Genomic DNA, 18,178 nt, shown 5'->3' on the forward strand with positions numbered 1-18,178 from the left:
TCAATAGCTTCAATTGCTCAAATGATCAGAGCACAAGACCACAGACACACCTGATCTTGTGACGATCTTGCAAAGATTATCGATCGTGTCGGAATATTGCTCACTGTCAACCGGAATCCCCTTGCAAAAGGTTTCCTTTAGCAGCTCATCATCCACGTAGATACAATGTGTACCCTGCATGGAAAGGCGGTCATAATTGGCCTGTGCATCTTCCCTTTTGTCCCCTGGATACCGGATAACCTTCGCATTCACAGCTTTGCAGGCTTTGTCAGGAGATACCTGATTGTATTTCGTGATCATACCCGCAGCAGCGGTCTGATTGGTGTGAGGATCGATCACAATGAACGAACCCGTGCCCTTGTTCTCAGAATAAATGTCGGCAAATATCGGGGCCTTTAATTCGACCTTGACCTTTCCGATCTCATTTAAGCTTAAGAACTCCGAAGTTTTCATGCTGATGTCTTCAGGATCGAACTCGTGAAGTACTTCTGAGAAATTTCCTTTTACCGTGCTGGTAGTATGTTTGATCAAATAGTCTTTCCCGATCTCCATGGGAACGCTATCCATCCATACTACATTTGCCTCCAGGCTTCCGGCGATTGCAGGAAGATCATCAACCTTCGCGATCATATCACCGCGACTTATGTCAATATCATCCTCAAGGCAAAGGGTCACTGCCATGGGAGCAAAGGCATGATCGAGGTCCCCGTCATACGTGACGATCCTTGAAATTTTACTCGTTTTTCCAGAGGGGAGAACTCTTACCTTATCTCCTTTGTGTATAACACCTGAAGCTATTGTGCCACAATAGCCCCTGAAATCATCGCCCCCCCAGTTAACATACTGGACAGGAAACCGGAAATCAGTTAGGTTGCGACCACCTGATACACTTACATTCTCCAGGTAATCAAGCAGTGTAGATCCCTGGAACCAGGGCATATCGGCGCTTCTTTCGATGACATTGTCACCTTTGAGGGCACTTATGGGTATGTAGTAAATTGATTCATCTGATAACTTATCAGCAAAGGCATTGAACTCGCTTACAATATTCTCGAACACTTCTTCTGAATAATCAACAAGGTCCATTTTATTGACCGCAACTACAAAGTTCCGTATACCAAGAAGAGATGAGATGAACGAGTGCCGTTTTGTCTGTGTTACAACTCCGTTCCTGGCATCAATAAGGATCAGGGCAAGCGATGCATTTGATGCACCTGTAGCCATATTCCTTGTATATTGCTCATGTCCGGGGGTATCGGTAATGATAAAGCGCCTTTTTGGAGTCGAAAAGAACCTGTATGCGACATCAATTGTAATTCCCTGCTCCCTTTCTGATTTAAGGCCATCAGTTACCAGGGAATAATCAATATCCTGGCTTCTATGGCTTTTCGAGAATGTCTTGATTAGATCCAGTTGATCCTCGAATATTGATTTTGAATCGTGTAATAATCTACCAATAAGGGTTGATTTACCATCATCCACACTTCCTGCAGTGGCAAACCTCAATAGATCAATATTCTGATTTTTTTCAACTAAAGACTCAGAACCCTTCAAAAGTATCCCTCCTTCTTCTTTTGCTCCATGGAGCTATCCTGATCTTGATCGATTATTCTTGTAATACGCTCAGAATGACGGGAAACCATCATCTCCTCAATGATCTTCGGTAAAGTATCTGCCTCTGACCGTACTGCACCCGTACAGTAATGGCAGCCCAGTGTCCTGAAGCGGCACATGACCTCCTTGACCTCTTCCTCGTGTTCATCCGTATAGACCGGAATTAGCTGGCCATGCTTCTCAACAACCGGCCTTTTCTTTGCGAAGTAAAGAGGAACTATCTCAATATTTTCATGGTAAATGTATGTCCAGATATCAAGTTCTGTCCAGTTTGAGAGCGGGAATACCCTGATGGATTCCCCGGGATCTATCTTTGAATTAAAGAGGTTCCACAGCTCAGGTTTCTGGTCCTTCGGATTCCACTGGCCATGCTTGTCGCGGAATGAATAGATCCTTTCCTTTGCCCTTGATTTCTCTTCGTCCCTACGGGCGCCTCCAAACGCTGCATCATAGCCGCCTTCCTTTAATGCGTCAAGGAGTGCTTTCGTCTTAAGCTCGGCACAACATTTGACCGTTCCCACTGAAAGGGGATTTACCCCTTTCTTAATAGCTTCCTCGTTTCTGTGAACCTTCAGGTCAAGATTGTGCTTCTTTGTATAGTAATCCCTGAATTCGTACATTTCAGGAAACTTGTATCCGGTATCAACATGTAATAAAGGGAAAGGTACTTTTTTCGGATAAAAGGCCTTGATAGCAAGATGGGCCATCACCGACGAGTCCTTGCCTACCGAATACAACATCACTGGATTTTCAAATTCTGCAGCGACTTCTCTTATAATTCCTATGCTTTCCGCTTCAAGTGCCTTTAAATTTGAAAGCCGATAAGATTCTTCCGTATTGGTCATACTTGATCCTCCACTAATTTATTTCCTGAATGAAGTCCACATTCTTTCTTGGTTGCTTCTTCCCACCACCAACGTCCTTCACGTTCATGCTGACCGGGTAGAACCGGCCTGGTACATGGTTCACAGCCAATACTTACATATCCATTCTCATGGAGTTCATTGTACGGGACATCGTTTTCCCTTATGTGATCCCATACCTGCTTAGAGGTCCAGTTTGCCAGAGGATTGAACTTCACAAGTGTACCATCACCGAACGCTGAATCAACTTCGATCACGGGGATAGATGCACGTGTGTTAGGGCTCTGGTCCTTACGCTGACCTGTGATCCATGCCGTCCTCTTGCTAAGGGAACGCCTTAATGGATCAACTTTCCTGGCACCACAACATTCCTTGTGTCCGTCCTTATAGAACGAGAACATACCTTTATTGAGAACCAGTTCTTCGGTCTTTTCCCTGTTTGCAAAGAAGATCTCCAGTGGAATGTTGTATTTGTCCCTTACAACATCGAAGAACTTATAGGTTTCAGGATGCAGACGACCGGTGTCAAGGCAGAAAACACTTACATCTGCTTTGATCTTGGATGCCATATCAATGAGGACGACATCCTCAGCACCACTGAATGCAATAGAGATACCATTGTCAAATCTATTCAAAGCATATTCAAGAATTTCCTGGGGTGAACTATCTTTGTAGCCTTCAGCCAACTGTTCTATTTCTTTTATTAATTCCGGATTTGGTTCTGGCATAGTTCCATTTCCCGATCATTTTGATCAAATGTTTGTTAATATTATAGTATCACTTTTCAAACGAAATGAGGTCCAGATAACAGCTTACACTGTTGATCTGGAAGACTCAATTCATTCCAGCACAAAGGCCTTGAAATCTTCAAAGCCTACACGCAGGATAGTATCTCCGAAACGCTCTCCTGAAGATGCTTCCTTTTTGAAGAACTCCACTGACCTCTCGATTATCCCGAACAGGGCATCCTCATCTACCAGTTCGGTCAGTTTGACAGCAAGTCTTGGCTGTTTTCCAACCTTCCCACCAACGTAGATCGTGTATCCTTCTCTTGATGTGATCCAGGCGTCCGTAGGGCATATCAAGAGACACTGGCCACACAGGATACATTTGTCCCTGTCATAATACAGAGCTTCATCCTCGACCTTGATCGCATCCACGGGGCATCCTGTTTGACAGAGACCACAATAGGTACATTTATCCTCTACCCATTTTGGCTCAAGACCTCCCATTACACCAAGGTCGTTCTCCTGTGCCTTCATACATGATGCAGGACAGCCAGTAACTGCGAATTTGAACTTGCCGGGAAGTTCCATGGCAAAGTACTTCTCATCGATCTTCTTTGCAATTTCCTGTGCATCGATCAGCCCACGCGGACAGATGAGATTGCCCTGACAGGCAACTACTCCACGAACTCTCGGACCACATGTGCCCTGATGGACATCTCTTTCCTGAAGCTCATCAAGAAGATCCTCCGTGTAATCAAAGGGTACGTATGAGATCTCAAGCCCCTGACGTGCAGTTATGTGAACCTCACCCTTGCCATATTTCTCAGAAGCATCTGCAAGTGCACGAAGCTGATCAGAAGTTAGCTGACCCCCCACAACACGAAGTCGCATTGAGAAAAGGTCTTCTTTTTGCTTCTGGCGAAGAAAACCGCCTCTTTTGAGTCTGTCATAGTTAATCGTCTTTTCACCCATGTATTATCACTCTAACTTCCACAGATTGAGATATATAAGTATATAAAAAGGCAAAAGTTGCACTCTTATTAGTGGTAATTTTAGCCCCATTGCCCACTGCTATATAATAAATTCACTTTCATTTGCTATATAGTTACTTCGAGTGTGAGATAGAAAATCAACATATATAAATGAATTGAAGTGACAATATTGAAAGGAGCTACTAATAAATGATCATAGCACTGGCTGCAATAGCATCTGCGATCTTCATGGGGATCAACATTGGCGGTAACAATGCAGCAGCAGCTATGGGAGCAGCTTATGGTGCAAGAGCCCGTACTAAAAGACAGGCAGTAATATTAATAGCTGTTTTTTCCCTGCTTGGAGCAATACTTAGCGGTGAGGATGTGATCAGGACGCTAGGGGAGGGTATAGTACCCGGCAACACGATAACGCTTGTAGCAGCTATTATTGCAACCAGTGCAGCTGCTATCAGCCTTTTCATCGGGAACGTACTGAAGGTCCCAATATCTGCGAGCCAGTCAGCCGTAGGAGCGATCGTCGGAATTGGCATATTCTACGGGATACTCGATGTTCAGTTGTTATCAAAGATAGTTGGATGGTGGATAGCCACCCCGATAATTGCATTTGTACTTGCTTACCTTTCCGGGAAATATATTCACCCCAGGCTTGTTGTCTGGCTTGTCGAACATGAATCGGAAGCACAGATAAGAAGCACTATTAAGAAGCTACTGATAATATCCGGCTGTTATGTTGCCTATTCAGCAGGTGCAAATAATGCGGCCAATGCAGTTGGACCTCTTGTAGGAGCAGGATTCATGGAACCGGGGACAGGAGCCATAGTCGGAGGACTTACACTCGGCATTGGTGCTATATTGATAGGCGGTCGTATCCTCGAGACCGTTGGAACGGAGATAGCAGAGATCTGTACCATTCGTGCGATCTTCATTGAAGCCATCGCAGCAATTATTGTGCACAGTGCCTCTATTGCAGGCATACCTGTTGCACTGGGTCAGTTAGTACCAGCAGCAGTTATTGGCATTGGATGTGCAAACAAAGGCTTTGCTACAATGAACAATAAGACAGTCAGACGCATTGTAGTCATGTGGGTCACATCACCACTATTGGCAGGTCTGATAGCATATTCGGCGATCAGGCTTGTTTATTTATAAAAAGGAAGAGAAGAATAAATGTAAGGATCCCAGATAAAGATCCCATAATATTTGTGAGATGTTCATCTGGGATTTTCTTTTTTAAGTGACTCTTCCGCCTTGTTCATCAGTTCTTCATTATCGTCATAGATCTTCTGTACATTATCTATTGCACGGGTCAGGCGTTTTTTCAGTATTACAAGTTCCCTGTCCGAAAGATCGTATTCAGGAACATTATCGATCCATAGCTGCTGCACTTCAATAAGAGCATCAATAGCCGACTTTGTCCGGTTAATTGTTGTGGCATCCATAGAATATCTTATATATGCAAGATATTAATAAGGTAATGGGGGAGGCAATAATTGTCATGATGCCACTTGTTATTTAACTGGCAGACAATAGACAATAGATGACATTGATAGAACTATATTATTCTGATATTTGCATGAACTGCCATTACGTCAGGAACCAGATAATAGAAGTTCTTCCTGAAGGGGTTATGTTCAAGGAAATTAACACAACAAGCTCTGAAGGTGCTGAGAGGGCAAAGCAACTCGGAATAGAAGAAGTACCGACCATAGCCATTGATGGAGAGATCGTGCTTATCGGACGAGTGGAAAAGGACGAGATACGGACGGAACTTGAAGAGTTCCTGTGAATAAGAAGAATTGTATTTGAGCAACAGAATCCAGGGGGAATTCCTAACTGAATCTTGATATTTATAAAAATTTGAACAGGGGTATTGAAAGCACATACATAAACCTGAACCCTATACAGAGGGGAGGAGTGCTTACCGCTGAAGCCAGAAAAGCAGCGCTTGAATTTGCAGATGGTTATTCAGTTTGTGATTTCTGTTTCGAATCCCGAGTTGATCTGGTCCAGAACCCGCCTGTAAGAAACCTTACAGCAGATATTGCAGAATTCCTGAATATGGATGATGTTAGGTTCACAGCCGGATGCCGACATGCAAAATGGGCGGCCATGCACATGGTCACAGAACCCGGCGAGACCCTTGTGCTGGATTCACTTGCACATTATACATCATATCTTGCAGCTGAGGCAAATCAGTTGAAAGTAGTCGAAGTACCGCATAGCGGATATCCGGAATTTATCATTGACCCTGAGGGATACGCGGAAAAGTTCGAGGAAGTCGAGCGTAATACAGGTTCCCTTCCGGCAATGGCACTGCTTACACATGTGGATTACCGATATGGTAATGTGGCAGATGCTGCAGCCGTGGGGAAGATCTGTAAAGAATACGGAGTTCCGTTCCTGCTGAACACGGCATATTCCTCAGGAATAATGCCCATTGACGGCAAAAAGCTTGGTGTGGACTTCCTTTGCGCTTCCGGGCACAAGAGCTGGGCGGCATCCTCTCCAATGGGAATACTCGCAACCACTTTTGAGTGGAACCAGCAGGTATTTGATAAATCGTCCATCAGAGGTGACTGGAGTGGACGTGGTTTCACTAAAAAGGAGGTCGCTCTGTTTGGATGTTCACCTGTATTCGGAGTTCCGGTAATGACACTGATGGCATCGTTCCCGAGTGTTGTGGAACGTGTGAAGCACTGGGATGAGCAGGTAGAGAATGCAAGATACCTTGCCACACAGCTCGAGCGTATCGAAGGATTTCACCAGATGGGAGTTAAGCCTACAGAACACACACTTGTAGCATTCGAATCCCTGCCCCTCTTTGAGGCTGCTGCCAAGACCAAGAAACGGGGTTATTTCCTGTACCACGAACTGAAGAAACGAAAGATAATAGGAATACAGCCAGGGATGAGCAAGAGTTTCAAATTAAATACATTCGGACTCAGCAGAGATCAGATCGAATACGTCGCCAACGCTTTCATTGAGATTGCAAGGAAATATGAGATACCGGTGGAGGATGAAGCATGAAATACACAGAACTAACAAAACAGTTCAGGCAGTTCTTCGAGTTGCCCCTTACACCGGTTGCTGTTAAGTTCAACAGCGACAATGAGCCGAACATTCCCCATCCCATGCGTTATTGTGAGATAGTCAGGAAAGCTGCAGCGTTCGGTACTTCCTATACCTGCTCAGCTGATGATATGTCCTGTGCAAGCGCAGAACTTGCACTCGGGTTCGTCGAACCTGCTTATGGGGATGTGTATCCAAGGGTCAAACCTGCCAATACCGAAAAGATGACCGTGGAACCCCTTGACAAATGCGAATTCGAACCTGATGTGGTAGTGGTTGTTGGAACCGCCAGCAAGCTCATGCGCGTGGCAGCAACGCTGTCCAAGGTGAAAGGAGATATGGTGAATGCAAGGTTCAAAGGGGAATTCGCGGTCTGTGGAGAATGTACGACCATCCCTGTAATGGAGAACAAGGTGAACCTTTCCCTTTTGTGTGCAGGAGCACGCATGTTCAGCGATTACAGGAACGATGAGATAGTATTCGGATTCCCAATGGAAGCCTTTGTCGAGCTCACAGAATCACTGAAGGAAGAGAGCATCACAAAAGCACTTTGTGGCTGTCTCATGGATGACCTGCCAGCACGTTTGGTGGAGGCTATCCTCGCACTCGGATTCACGAAGGGTACGGACCATTTCCTTGGACGTTTCGGAGATGAGATAGTAAGGCTATACATCCCAAAGGATGAAAGCGGAAAGAGCTCGTCGATAACCCTGCATGTTCCTGTCAAGTTCAAAGATGCGGATAATGCAAAGGGTTCAAAGGATGTGGCATCCTGCCTGTTCGAGGACCCGATGAACTATCGCCTCAGGGACAACTGGGTTGATGTGATACTACTGATCGACCTTCACGAACCTATCAGACGTGCAGCCATGAAAACTGAAAAGTTCAATGCACTTGTGAACAACGGAATAGAAGTTATGCTGGATCGTGTTACCAAATTCAAGCGCAAGACGACACAGTGAACCAATTTTAATTTTTTTTATCAAAAGTGATCCTCCATAGTTAGGAGAACTGCTTTTGATAATTTGAAAAAATAATGGAAGAAAAGAAAAGCTGTTTGGCGTATCAGACCTTTTTGATGTGGACCTTCCATATATTATCTTCTTTGTCGATACCAAGGATGCTATGACCTTCGTTCTTCACACTTTTAGGAACATTTGATACTGCAGGTGCATAATCAAAGATAACTGTGAGAAGGTCACCATTTTCCAGTTCTTCTAACTGTAATTTGGTTTTTACGAAAGTAAAGGGACAAATCTCCCCCCTGAGATCTAATTCTATTGATTCTTCAGCCATATTTTTACCTATTATATAGTATTTGAACAAAAATAGCTCTACCTATAAAGATATAAGAACTAAGATACAGGCAAATAAAGACGTATTCTCCATCCATACCTTGATGTGGGATCAACGAAATAAGGCGATTTGGCGCATTTTGCCGACATATTTATATAATAGAATGACGCACTCACAATTGTGACTTCACAATAGTGAACCGTCGCAACATCTCTACCCAGAGATATTAATAAAATTTACTATACAAAGGAGAAATGATAATGAGGGATCGATTTTGTTGAAAACTACAAGGATAGCGTACAGATAAAGAAAAACATCGAACAGCCAAACGATAAATATCTGAGGAAGGCGATCGAAGGACTACCCCCTTCAGCAAAACTTGTCTTCAAAGTACTGGAATACGGCGGTCTTCTGACACAGAAAGAGATTGCCGAACAAAGTTATCTTCCACCACGTACCATAAGATATGCTTTGGGTCGGTTGAAAGATGAGGATTTCCTACAAGAAAGGTTTTACTTCAAGGATGCAAGGCAAAGCCTGTATGGTTTGAAGAATACACCTGACATGTATGAAGAAACAAAGATCCCCGTAAACTCCGAGATAAATTCTGCCATATTGGGCATAAATTCGGAAAAGTACGAATTATCAGCTGTATGAGGGATAGGTTATCGATAACCTATTGAACATATAGCATCTGAAAGAAAATAATACTGGAAATATCTCGCAGAAGTTCTGTGAAATAATTTCCAGTAACCTTTCTTCAACTTCTATTTTTACAATTCATTATCCAGGTTCATCAGTATCCTGACAGACATGCAATGGTATTAGAATCATATATTAGTGACAAAGAAAAACACAGATCCATCTATACAGAAAAGTTTTTGGACATTCAACAGGAACATCATACCTAAATGATGCAATATATACTGCCTGCTAAAGCAATTGCAAACAAGCTCACACTGATGAGAGATCAGAAAAATAGGACATTAGCATTGATGTTAAGATAATAAAAAAGATATACACCAGTCGGGAATCGAACCCGAGTTCGAGCGTTGGCAACGCCCGGTGATAACCGCTACACTACTGGTGTGAATTGATCCTGGTGCCCAGACCCGGATTCGAACCGGGGACAACTGCCTCTTCAGGGCAGCGCTCTCCCACTGAGCTACCTGGGCTTTGAGAGCATCCAATACACATCTTATTGGTATAAATACCTATCGAATGACACTAAAGATTTGTGGTGGGCCCGCGGAGAGTCGAACTCCGGACCTCCGCCATGTCAAGGCGACGTCATAACCAGCTAGACCACGAGCCCATGTTGCTTAATTGTTGTCCAGTATATTTGGAACCTGAACAACTCTTCTGTTTCGTTTTTGCTTCAAACCATATTGCTTGAAGCAAACTCTTATAACAGAGTTAAGCTATAAAAACTTTGTCACTAGGGCCTATTTTAGAACATCTTCAGGGTCAATGGCCAAATAATAGAATCTCAGTAATTAACCGCATCAATAGACGTTATTGAAGGAGTATTCCCACAAACAGGACATTTCGGATTCTTACGCACAGTTATCTCATCAAACCTCATACTCAAGGCATCGTAATAGATCATGCGTCCCACAAGCGGCGCCCCAAGGCGCACAATGTGCTTGACTACCTCCGTAGCCTGCATGGTACCGACAACTCCCGGAAGAATACCCATGACACCAGCATCCCTTGCAGCATCTGTAGAAGGCGAACGTGCGAATATACAACGATAACAAGGCCCCTCGTGTGGCAATATCGTCATCACTTGCCCTTCGAACATGAAAATGCTTCCATGAAAAAGGGGCTTATTCTGCAACACACAGGCATCGTTAAGCAAATAACGTGTGGCAAAATTATCAGAACAATCCACAACAACATCATAGTCCTTAATGAGATCCTCCACATTATCCGGTCCAACACGTATCTCATATGTTAGTACATCGATATCCGGATCCAGCCTTTTGACATATTCCTTTGCAGACCGCACTTTTGGCTTGCCGAGATTTCCCGCATGTATGACCTGTCTTTGAAGATTGCTCATTTCCACAATATCATCATCCACAATACCAAGTGTGCCAACCCCGGCAGCAGCCAGATACTGTATCACAGGTGAACCGAGTCCCCCTGAACCAACACACAGGACACGGGATGACAGAAGCCGCTTCTGCCCTTCCTCACCCATCTGCTTCATGATAATGTGCTTTGCATAGCGTTCTTTTTGATCTGGTGAAAGGCTCATATTCAGCATATACAATTAAGATGATATAAATAAACAAGTGGTTAAGACCGCGTATTTGTCATGGTTTATAATTGTAATTAAAAACAGTTATATATAGGAACTTTGCTTAGAGAGAAGACATGGATTCATTTAATGCAATAACGGCAGCCATATTCCTGCCGTTTATATTTGCCGGGTTGGTACCCGTCATGGAAAAGCTGTTAAAGCAACGTATCGGCTGGTTTGCAGTCGCTACAGCCCTTGCCTGTTTTATACTCATTGGGATGGCAGCACCTGCTGTCATCGAAGAAGGACACATCGTTCAGGGAACGATACCCTGGATACCATCAGCAGGAGTGGACTTTACAATATACGCAGACGGACTTGCAATGATGATAGGATTCATCGCATCCGGCATAGGCATCCTGATAATGTCCTACTCCAATGGGTATATGTCCAAAACAGAAGACCTTAAACGATACTATCAATACCTCTTACTTTTCATGGGCTCCATGATAGGAATGGTCTTTTCTGGAAACACCATACAGCTGTTCATCTTCTGGGAACTTACCAGCATCACCTCTTTCATGCTCATCGGATACTGGAGGCACAAACCCGAATCCATATACGGTGCCACCAAATCCTTATTGCTCACAGCCTCCGGCGGACTTGCAATGCTTGCAGGTTTCCTTCTACTGGGAAACATCACCGGTTCATTTGATCTGACAGTCATATTGAATGATCCACAGGTGATAAACGCCATAAAAGAACACGAGCTATTCCTTATAACACTGATACTCATAGTTATTGGCGCAGCAGCCAAATCTGCACAGGGACCTTTCTACATCTGGCTACCCAATGCAATGGAAGCTCCCACGCCTGTCAGTGCATTCCTCCATTCCGCAACGATGGTAAAAGCAGGTATATACCTTGTCGCAAGGATACACCCGATATTCTCAGGAACTGAAGCATGGTTCATCCTTGTGAGCGGAATAGGCATCATCACGATGCTCGTTGCCGGATTCATGGCATTCAGGCAGACAGACATCAAAGGTATCCTCGCATACTCGACCATCAGTCAGCTTGCATACTTAATGACAATGTACGGCTACACCACACACCACGAACCTGGCATTGGTGTCGCAGCAGCCACATTCCATCTTCTCAATCACGCCACCTTCAAAGCCTGCCTCTTCCTTGTCGCAGGAATAGTGGCACACGAAGCAGCCACAAGGGACATACGAAAGCTCGGAGGTCTGCGGCGTGAGATGCCCATTACTTTCATAATAGCGTGCATTGCCGGCCTTTCCATGGCAGGGGTTCCACCACTTAACGGATTCCTCAGCAAGGAAATGTTCTACGAAGCCTCCCTCGAGATGGGAGCCTCCATAGGCGGCATATTCACATTCCTTATCCCCGCATTTGCAGTACTCGGAGGAGTTTTCACATTCGCCTACTCGATAAAGCTCATTGACGGGATCTTCCTGGGAAAGCGTGACAAAGAAGCTATCCCACACCACATACATGAACCCCCAATGACTATGCTGATCCCACCGGCATTTCTGGCATTCCTCATAATACTGTTCGGAGTGGTCCCATCATTACCCACACATTACATCATCGAACCGGCAGTATCAGGTATCCTTCTGGAAAGTGCACATCTGCACGTAAAGCTCTGGCATGGGTTCACGACATCCCTTATGATGACCATCGTGACATTCATACTGGGCATACTGATATACACTAAATATGACAGGATAGCAGCATGGCAGGATAACTTCAACATGAAGAAACCCTGGATAAGCATCAATTACTATTATGACCGTGCAGTCGATTCCGCGAAAGGCAGTGCATCCAGGTTCTCTTCGATCAGTCAGACAGGAAATATAAAGCTCTACATGAGCGCCATGCTCCTGCTGATGATAGCACTGATAGCGATTCCAGCTGCAATACTCGCAACCAATATAGTGCCATCACAACTGAACTTCGCCATACCGCCCTATGAAGCGATATTATTAGTACTGCTCATTGTAGCGGCACTCTCAGCAGCAATTCTACCTAAATATCTGCCAGCCATCATTGCACTCTCAACCCTCGGCTATGGCGTCAGTCTTCTGTTCATCTACCTGAAAGCACCTGACCTTGCCTTGACACAGATACTGGTAGAAACCCTATCCACCATAATATTCCTGCTTGCAATAACCAAAATACCCCAGAAATATAAGGAAAAGATATCCTTATCGGTATTTACAAGGGACATACTGATCGCAATAACCGTCGCAGCAAGTGTATTTGTAGTACTTCTCAATGCGACACAAGGCATAGTCGATCCTTTTGCATCCCTGTCCCACTATTTCATCGATAATAGCCTCCTCCTTGCAGGCGGTCACAATATCGTCAATGTAATAATCGTGGACTTCAGAGGTTACGATACCCTAGGAGAGATATCAGTAATGTGCCTTGCAGCACTTGGTGTCTATAACCTTATACACAGCAGGAGCGAGGAATAATGACGACCTTAATAACAAAGACCATCACAAAGATATGTATCCCACTGGTGATCCTGTTCTCCATCTCTCTGCTACTTGCAGGCCATAACAATCCAGGAGGAGGGTTCATAGGTGGCGTTATGTTCGCTTCAGTGATCGCCCTTTCATATGTTGTCTTCGGATTGAAAAACATAAAGACATTCTTTAACCCGGATTGGGGCAAATGGTTTGGCTTCGGTCTGACCCTTGCATCCTTAACGGCATTTTCGGCCATGTTGTTCGGGCACAACTTCTTCAGAAGTGCAGTGGAATTCGTACACCTGCCCTTTTTCGGAGAGATAGAGCTTGTATCTGCCGGTCTTTTTGACATCGGCGTCTATTTTGTAGTGATAGGTTCACTGCTATTCATATTCAAAAACGTAGGTGACGATAATGAATAATTTTTTACTTACCCTCACCATATCTATACTATTTGGGATTGGAACATTCCTGATACTCAGGAGAGATATGATAAAGGTCATCATCGGGCTGTCTGTGCTGTCCCATGCAGTGAACCTGCTTATAGTATCAGCTGGTGTGTTCGAGAACGGAAAAGTACCCATCATAACAGGCTCAGGACATGGCGGAGAAGTAGCAAGTACTATTTACAACGACAATCTTGCAGAGGGGATATTAGCCCCCATAGTTTCTGCAGGATCACATGTCGAATTTGTAGACCCGCTTGTACAGGCGCTCGTACTTACAGCCATTGTCATCAGTCTTGCGACGACTGCATTCATACTCATCCTCGCATACAGGATATACGAGGAATACGGAACTACCGACATACGTGAATTGAGGAGGTTGTGGGGATGAACATATCAATGACACATTTGCCCATCCTCCTGGTAGCAGTGCCAATACTGATGTCCGCACTCATGATATTCCTGCGCTCTAATGCAAATGTGCAGAAATGGCTCAATATATCGGTCACATTTGCCATGATGCTGATAAGCATCGTACTGCTCCTGCAGGTCTGGAACGGAGGTATTCAGGTCTACGAAGTAGGAGAATGGGGCAAATACGGAATTGTGCTTGTGGCAGACCTGTTAAGCTCAGGAATGGTCGTACTAACTTCGATAGTATCATTCCTTGCTTTACTATATTCCCTTGATTACATAGAAGGCAGGTCATTGAACTCGACCTACCATTCCCTGTTCAACCTTCTCATAGCTGGTCTGAACGGAACCTTCCTAACAGGAGACATATTCAACATGTTCGTATTCTTCGAGATACTCCTGTTGTCCTCCTGCGGACTTGTCATAGCCAACGAAAAAGGAAGCGTGACAAAGAGTTCCGATAAAATGGAAGCCACTTTCAAGTACCTCATACTGAACATGATAGGTTCCATTGCCATGCTCATTGCAGTCGCTTCCCTCTATGCTACAGTGGGCACTCTCAACATGGCAGACCTATCGGTTAAGATAAGTGCCATGAGCGCTGCCGGAACACTTCCATGGCATATATACGCCATTGCGCTGCTTTTCATAGTCGTCTTCGGAAATAAGGCAGCCATATTCCCGATGCATTATTGGCTTCCCGACGTACACCCCACAGCACCGTCACCCATCAGTGCCATGCTTAGCGGTGTTATGATAAAGGTGGGAGCATATGGGATCCTGAGGATATTCTTCCTCATATTCAAGGATGCATTGTTCCTGCTTCAACCCATAATCATCCTGCTCGCACTTGTGACCATCATAATCGGAGCAGTCTCCGCAGTAGGACAGAAAGATGTTAAAAAGCTCCTTGCATATTCAAGTGTGAGCCAGATAGGATACGTGTTCCTTGGAATTGGTATCGGTTCAGTATATGCACTAACAGCAGCACTTGTCTATCTGGTGAACCATGCTATTGCAAAGTCCATGTTGTTCCTGACCTCCGGCGGCATAATCCACCACGCAGGCACAAGGGACATGCATAAGATGGGAGGAATGAACAAGACCTCACCCGTCATGAGCATAGCTTTCCTCATAGGTGCAATGTCCATAGCAGGCCTCCCCCCAATGGGAGGATTTGTGGCAAAGTTCATTCTCTTTGATGCCGGACTTCGTGCAGAATACTACATACCAATTGCCATCGCACTGGTATTTGCAGTGTTCACCCTGTTCTACATGTTCAGGGCATGGTTGTTGATGTTCTGGGGAGAGCACAGAGATGTTGGAGAATATGGTGAATATTCCTCACACAAACCATCGCTGATGATAGTCCTCCCCATAGTGAGCCTTGCAACTCTTGTATTTATCTTTGGGATCTACGCTGAACCGCTTGTGTCCCTTGCTCAGGCGATCGCAGAACAACTTATCGATCCGCAACCATATATTGATGCAGTTATGACGAGGGTGGTCCGATGAAACGATATATCCTTTACTCGATGTTCCTTGGGCTTATCTGGTGTTTTGTCCACGGAACGATAAACTTCAACAACTTCCTGATAGGAGCATTACTTGGCCCTATCGTGATCAGACCTTTCAGGTCACTCTATGGATTTGAGAACAAGATGTCATATCAAAAAGTAATAAGGAAGATACCGAAGCTAATAAAGTACTTCTATGTACTTTTCATAGAGATCATCAAAGCCAATGTGATGGTGGCCAAGATAATCCTTCAGCCAAAGATGGACATAAAACCAGGGATAATTGCAGTCCCGATACGTACAAAGACAAATACGGGAATAACTGCCCTCGCCAATACGATCACACTTACCCCGGGAACATTGACAATTGATGTTTCAGACAACAAAGAAGTGCTTTACGTACACGCCATCGATGCATCTGACCCACAGGGACTTTGTGATTCCATAAGAGATGATCTTGAAGAATATGTACTGGAGGCATTCGAATGAATTCACTGATATTTGATATTTCGATCACGTTCATGGTCATTGCTATAATACCATGCATATACAGAGTTATCAAAGGTCCGACGATCCCTGACCGTGTTATCGCAGTTGATGCAATGACGACCGTAATAGTTGTTATACTGGGTATCTACTCATACATGCAGGAATCTGCGTTCTTCATGGACGTAGCCCTGGTCCTTGCAATAATCTCCTTTGTGGGAACAGTTACCATTTCCAAATATCTTGACGAGGGGGCTGTATTTTGATAGAGATAGAACTTATTCAGGACATCATCAGCACATTTCTGCTCGTAGTAGGAGCATTCTTTGTATTCCTTGGAATGGTAGGATTGATCCGCTTGCCGGATGTATATAATCGTTTACATGCCACTACCAAGATAGGCACCCTCGGTGCATTTGGAGTGATGTTGAGCATCGTAGCAAAGATAGGGCTCGAGCCCATAGGTGTAAAAGCCATAACAGTTGGTCTTTTCATCCTGCTTACAGCACCGGTTGCCGCACATATGATAGGAAGAGCAGCTCACCGGCATGGAGTGGGCCTTTGTAAAGGATCCGTCATTGATGAATACGGCAAAGAATACAAAAAATGATCGAGAATAGAGAAACTAAAAGGTCCATCAATTAATTATGAATAAAAGAACACAGATCATTCGGACTGACAGCGACAATTTCGAAGAGGAGCTGTCAAAGGCTGCCAGCATCATCAAAGAAGGCGGCACCGTTGCTTTCCCCACAGAAACGGTCTACGGTCTGGGAGCCAATGCTCTGGACCCTGATGCTGTGAAGAAGATCTTTGCAGCAAAAGGAAGACCTGCGGACAATCCGCTCATAGTACATGTCTCCAGCAAAGACCAGTGCAAGGACCTGGCAGAGAACATACCTCAAAATGCATTCAGGCTTATGGATGAATTCTGGCCAGGACCACTCACCCTTATCCTCAAAGCAAAGAAAATAGTGCCTGAAATTACCACCGGCGGACTTGATACCGTTGGTTTGAGAATGCCTGCCAATGATATTGCACTTGAACTTATAAGAAGGTCCGGTACAGCAATAGCAGCACCCAGTGCCAACACTTCCGGACGACCAAGCCCCACAAGCGCTGAACACGTCATACAGGACCTTACCGGAAAGATAGATGCAATAATTGACGGAGGGATAGTGGAGATAGGCCTGGAATCAACGGTAGTGGATGTCACCGGAGATATACCAATGGTCCTGCGTCCCGGCCAGATCAGTGCAGAAGATATCAAAGAATGTGTCGGGAACGTCGAAATTGGATATGCCGACAGGACCCTTGAGGAAAACGAAACCGCAAGATCCCCGGGAATGAAGTATACGCACTATTCACCTGAGACAAAGGTAATACTCATAGAGGGAGGTCCGGAGGATGTTAAAAGTAAAATTATTGAGCTAATAACAAACTGCCACAAGGAAGGCAAAATGGCCGGACTTCTTGCAACTGAGGAAATATCAGGTTCGATAAATGCTGACGAGATATTCTCACTTGGTAAAAGAAATGAACCTGCTCAGGCAGCCCATAGTATATTTATGGGTCTGCGACATCTTGATAATAAGGAGATAGACCTGATCCTTGTCGATGGGTCATTGAAAACAGAAGGAATAGGAGCTGCCGTATTCAATCGGTTACGTAAAGCGGCGGACGAGATAAAAAAAGTATGATCGGGAAGTGTATCCACTGAAAACAGAAAAAAAGGAATACAATGTTGCAAGACAGGAATACTTTGCAATTACAAAAAGGAACAAGAAGATAGCTAAGGTGGACATGCTCATCCTCGGCACAGGACTTCTACTCAAATACTTTGGACGTGCAGACATAGGAGAACATTTCATGTGGCTAGGATTCATTCTGCTGGTCTACGTATTCGGCACGAATATGATGGCACGTAATGAGCTTAAGAAACATGAACCATAATTATTTTTAAATTAAAAAAGTAGGAACATCGGAGGTACATACCTCCGA

The 18,178-nt window shown here is 44.5% G+C and carries 21 protein-coding genes and 3 tRNA genes; 14 read left to right on the plus strand and 10 right to left on the minus strand.

Annotated features, from left to right (window positions below; genetic code table 11):
• Window positions 1-9 precede the first annotated feature (9 nt).
• The 4 genes from cysN to AC20MK_RS08285 all read right to left on the minus strand — a co-directional run bounded on the left by cysN (window position 10) and on the right by AC20MK_RS08285 (window position 4,177).
• Window positions 10-1,554, minus strand: a complete 1,545-nt coding sequence (gene cysN / locus AC20MK_RS08270) for a sulfate adenylyltransferase subunit CysN (protein ID WP_487355381.1) — start codon at window positions 1,552-1,554, stop codon at window positions 10-12.
• The gene (cysD, locus tag AC20MK_RS08275) at window positions 1,551-2,459 is read right to left on the minus strand and encodes a sulfate adenylyltransferase subunit CysD (RefSeq protein WP_487355382.1); all 909 of its coding nucleotides are present in this window, start codon (window positions 2,457-2,459) and stop codon (window positions 1,551-1,553) included. Before cysD ends, cysN begins: the two co-directional genes overlap by 4 nt.
• Window positions 2,456-3,205: a phosphoadenylyl-sulfate reductase gene (locus tag AC20MK_RS08280; protein WP_487355383.1), complete on the minus strand. Its 750-nt coding sequence runs from the start codon at window positions 3,203-3,205 to the stop codon at window positions 2,456-2,458. Before AC20MK_RS08280 ends, cysD begins: the two co-directional genes overlap by 4 nt.
• A gap of 111 nt (window positions 3,206-3,316) precedes the next feature.
• Window positions 3,317-4,177, minus strand: a complete 861-nt coding sequence (locus AC20MK_RS08285; RefSeq protein ID WP_487355384.1) for a 4Fe-4S binding protein — start codon at window positions 4,175-4,177, stop codon at window positions 3,317-3,319.
• Between the two features lie 209 nt (window positions 4,178-4,386).
• Here AC20MK_RS08285 and AC20MK_RS08290 point away from each other — a divergent pair, with 209 nt between their 5' ends.
• Window positions 4,387-5,349, plus strand: a complete 963-nt coding sequence (locus tag AC20MK_RS08290) for an anion permease (RefSeq protein ID WP_487355385.1) — start codon at window positions 4,387-4,389, stop codon at window positions 5,347-5,349.
• A gap of 62 nt (window positions 5,350-5,411) precedes the next feature.
• Here AC20MK_RS08290 and AC20MK_RS08295 read toward each other — a convergent pair whose 3' ends face one another.
• The gene (locus AC20MK_RS08295; protein WP_487355386.1) at window positions 5,412-5,639 is read right to left on the minus strand and encodes a hypothetical protein; all 228 of its coding nucleotides are present in this window, start codon (window positions 5,637-5,639) and stop codon (window positions 5,412-5,414) included.
• Window positions 5,640-5,737: 98 nt separating this feature from the next.
• On the opposite strand from AC20MK_RS08295, the gene AC20MK_RS08300 reads away from it, so the two are divergent.
• Genes AC20MK_RS08300 through AC20MK_RS08310 form a run of 3 tightly spaced genes read left to right on the plus strand, consistent with a single transcriptional unit; the run spans window position 5,738 to window position 8,231 of the window.
• Window positions 5,738-5,986, plus strand: coding sequence for a thioredoxin family protein (locus AC20MK_RS08300; protein WP_487355387.1), 249 nt, complete (start codon window positions 5,738-5,740; stop codon window positions 5,984-5,986).
• Between the two features lie 59 nt (window positions 5,987-6,045).
• Window positions 6,046-7,227: an O-phospho-L-seryl-tRNA:Cys-tRNA synthase gene (gene pscS, locus AC20MK_RS08305; RefSeq protein ID WP_487357088.1), complete on the plus strand. Its 1,182-nt coding sequence runs from the start codon at window positions 6,046-6,048 to the stop codon at window positions 7,225-7,227.
• Window positions 7,224-8,231: a DUF169 domain-containing protein gene (locus AC20MK_RS08310; protein WP_487355388.1), complete on the plus strand. Its 1,008-nt coding sequence runs from the start codon at window positions 7,224-7,226 to the stop codon at window positions 8,229-8,231. The genes pscS and AC20MK_RS08310 overlap by 4 nt, the downstream gene beginning before the upstream one ends.
• A gap of 103 nt (window positions 8,232-8,334) precedes the next feature.
• Here the strand turns inward: AC20MK_RS08310 and AC20MK_RS08315 are convergent, their stop codons facing one another.
• Complete coding sequence (locus AC20MK_RS08315; protein WP_487355389.1) at window positions 8,335-8,565, minus strand: sulfurtransferase TusA family protein; 231 nt, start codon at window positions 8,563-8,565, stop codon at window positions 8,335-8,337.
• A 411-nt stretch (window positions 8,566-8,976) separates the two neighbouring features.
• Between AC20MK_RS08315 and AC20MK_RS08320 the strand changes: the two genes are divergently transcribed.
• Window positions 8,977-9,222, plus strand: coding sequence for a winged helix-turn-helix transcriptional regulator (locus AC20MK_RS08320; RefSeq protein ID WP_305064147.1), 246 nt, complete (start codon window positions 8,977-8,979; stop codon window positions 9,220-9,222).
• A gap of 361 nt (window positions 9,223-9,583) precedes the next feature.
• Here the strand turns inward: AC20MK_RS08320 and AC20MK_RS08325 are convergent.
• The 4 genes from AC20MK_RS08325 to AC20MK_RS08340 form a co-directional block, all read right to left on the minus strand.
• Window positions 9,584-9,655, minus strand: a tRNA-Gly gene (locus AC20MK_RS08325).
• A gap of 10 nt (window positions 9,656-9,665) precedes the next feature.
• A tRNA-Phe gene (locus AC20MK_RS08330) sits at window positions 9,666-9,740 on the minus strand.
• 63 nt (window positions 9,741-9,803) lie between these two features.
• A tRNA-Val gene (locus tag AC20MK_RS08335) sits at window positions 9,804-9,880 on the minus strand.
• A 174-nt stretch (window positions 9,881-10,054) separates the two neighbouring features.
• Window positions 10,055-10,828 (minus strand): HesA/MoeB/ThiF family protein, encoded by a 774-nt coding sequence (locus tag AC20MK_RS08340; protein WP_487355390.1) that lies wholly within the window; start codon window positions 10,826-10,828, stop codon window positions 10,055-10,057.
• A 119-nt stretch (window positions 10,829-10,947) separates the two neighbouring features.
• On the opposite strand from AC20MK_RS08340, the gene mbhE reads away from it, so the two are divergent.
• Genes mbhE through AC20MK_RS08385 form a run of 9 tightly spaced genes read left to right on the plus strand, consistent with a single transcriptional unit; the run spans window position 10,948 to window position 18,130 of the window.
• On the plus strand, window positions 10,948-13,317 hold the full coding sequence (gene mbhE, locus AC20MK_RS08345; RefSeq protein WP_487355391.1) for a hydrogen gas-evolving membrane-bound hydrogenase subunit E: 2,370 nt from the start codon (window positions 10,948-10,950) through the stop codon (window positions 13,315-13,317).
• On the plus strand, window positions 13,317-13,736 hold the full coding sequence (locus AC20MK_RS08350) for a monovalent cation/H+ antiporter subunit B (RefSeq protein ID WP_487355392.1): 420 nt from the start codon (window positions 13,317-13,319) through the stop codon (window positions 13,734-13,736). Before mbhE ends, AC20MK_RS08350 begins: the two co-directional genes overlap by 1 nt.
• Window positions 13,729-14,151, plus strand: coding sequence for an NADH-quinone oxidoreductase subunit K (locus tag AC20MK_RS08355; protein WP_487355393.1), 423 nt, complete (start codon window positions 13,729-13,731; stop codon window positions 14,149-14,151). The genes AC20MK_RS08350 and AC20MK_RS08355 overlap by 8 nt, the downstream gene beginning before the upstream one ends.
• Window positions 14,148-15,689 (plus strand): NADH-quinone oxidoreductase subunit M, encoded by a 1,542-nt coding sequence (locus AC20MK_RS08360; protein ID WP_487355394.1) that lies wholly within the window; start codon window positions 14,148-14,150, stop codon window positions 15,687-15,689. Before AC20MK_RS08355 ends, AC20MK_RS08360 begins: the two co-directional genes overlap by 4 nt.
• Entirely contained in the window at window positions 15,686-16,180 is a 495-nt protein-coding gene (locus tag AC20MK_RS08365) for a Na+/H+ antiporter subunit E (RefSeq protein WP_487355395.1), read from the plus strand. Before AC20MK_RS08360 ends, AC20MK_RS08365 begins: the two co-directional genes overlap by 4 nt.
• Entirely contained in the window at window positions 16,177-16,443 is a 267-nt protein-coding gene (locus tag AC20MK_RS08370; protein ID WP_172368406.1) for a cation:proton antiporter, read from the plus strand. The genes AC20MK_RS08365 and AC20MK_RS08370 overlap by 4 nt, the downstream gene beginning before the upstream one ends.
• Complete coding sequence (mnhG, locus tag AC20MK_RS08375) at window positions 16,440-16,787, plus strand: monovalent cation/H(+) antiporter subunit G (RefSeq protein ID WP_487355396.1); 348 nt, start codon at window positions 16,440-16,442, stop codon at window positions 16,785-16,787. Before AC20MK_RS08370 ends, mnhG begins: the two co-directional genes overlap by 4 nt.
• 37 nt (window positions 16,788-16,824) lie before the next feature.
• The gene (locus AC20MK_RS08380) at window positions 16,825-17,877 is read left to right on the plus strand and encodes an L-threonylcarbamoyladenylate synthase (protein WP_487355397.1); all 1,053 of its coding nucleotides are present in this window, start codon (window positions 16,825-16,827) and stop codon (window positions 17,875-17,877) included.
• Between the two features lie 7 nt (window positions 17,878-17,884).
• Window positions 17,885-18,130 carry a hypothetical protein gene (locus tag AC20MK_RS08385; RefSeq protein WP_487355398.1) on the plus strand — a complete coding sequence of 82 codons (246 nt, stop codon included), beginning with the start codon at window positions 17,885-17,887 and terminating at the stop codon, window positions 18,128-18,130.
• Window positions 18,131-18,178: the final 48 nt, after the last annotated feature.

The sequence above is a fragment of the Methanococcoides sp. DA23 genome (assembly GCF_057593895.1).

Coding starts and splice junctions, on each gene's coding strand:
- cysD (WP_487355382.1), bottom strand. CDS start 2,459: ATGACCAATACGGAAGAATCTTATCGGCTTTCAAATTTAAAGGCACTT.
- AC20MK_RS08280 (WP_487355383.1), bottom strand. CDS start 3,205: ATGCCAGAACCAAATCCGGAATTAATAAAAGAAATAGAACAGTTGGCT.
- AC20MK_RS08285 (WP_487355384.1), bottom strand. CDS start 4,177: ATGGGTGAAAAGACGATTAACTATGACAGACTCAAAAGAGGCGGTTTT.
- AC20MK_RS08290 (WP_487355385.1), top strand. CDS start 4,387: ATGATCATAGCACTGGCTGCAATAGCATCTGCGATCTTCATGGGGATC.
- AC20MK_RS08295 (WP_487355386.1), bottom strand. CDS start 5,639: ATGGATGCCACAACAATTAACCGGACAAAGTCGGCTATTGATGCTCTT.
- AC20MK_RS08300 (WP_487355387.1), top strand. CDS start 5,738: ATGACATTGATAGAACTATATTATTCTGATATTTGCATGAACTGCCAT.
- AC20MK_RS08310 (WP_487355388.1), top strand. CDS start 7,224: ATGAAATACACAGAACTAACAAAACAGTTCAGGCAGTTCTTCGAGTTG.
- AC20MK_RS08315 (WP_487355389.1), bottom strand. CDS start 8,565: ATGGCTGAAGAATCAATAGAATTAGATCTCAGGGGGGAGATTTGTCCC.
- AC20MK_RS08340 (WP_487355390.1), bottom strand. CDS start 10,828: ATGAGCCTTTCACCAGATCAAAAAGAACGCTATGCAAAGCACATTATC.
- mbhE (WP_487355391.1), top strand. CDS start 10,948: ATGGATTCATTTAATGCAATAACGGCAGCCATATTCCTGCCGTTTATA.
- AC20MK_RS08350 (WP_487355392.1), top strand. CDS start 13,317: ATGACGACCTTAATAACAAAGACCATCACAAAGATATGTATCCCACTG.
- AC20MK_RS08355 (WP_487355393.1), top strand. CDS start 13,729: ATGAATAATTTTTTACTTACCCTCACCATATCTATACTATTTGGGATT.
- AC20MK_RS08360 (WP_487355394.1), top strand. CDS start 14,148: ATGAACATATCAATGACACATTTGCCCATCCTCCTGGTAGCAGTGCCA.
- AC20MK_RS08365 (WP_487355395.1), top strand. CDS start 15,686: ATGAAACGATATATCCTTTACTCGATGTTCCTTGGGCTTATCTGGTGT.
- AC20MK_RS08370 (WP_172368406.1), top strand. CDS start 16,177: ATGAATTCACTGATATTTGATATTTCGATCACGTTCATGGTCATTGCT.
- AC20MK_RS08380 (WP_487355397.1), top strand. CDS start 16,825: ATGAATAAAAGAACACAGATCATTCGGACTGACAGCGACAATTTCGAA.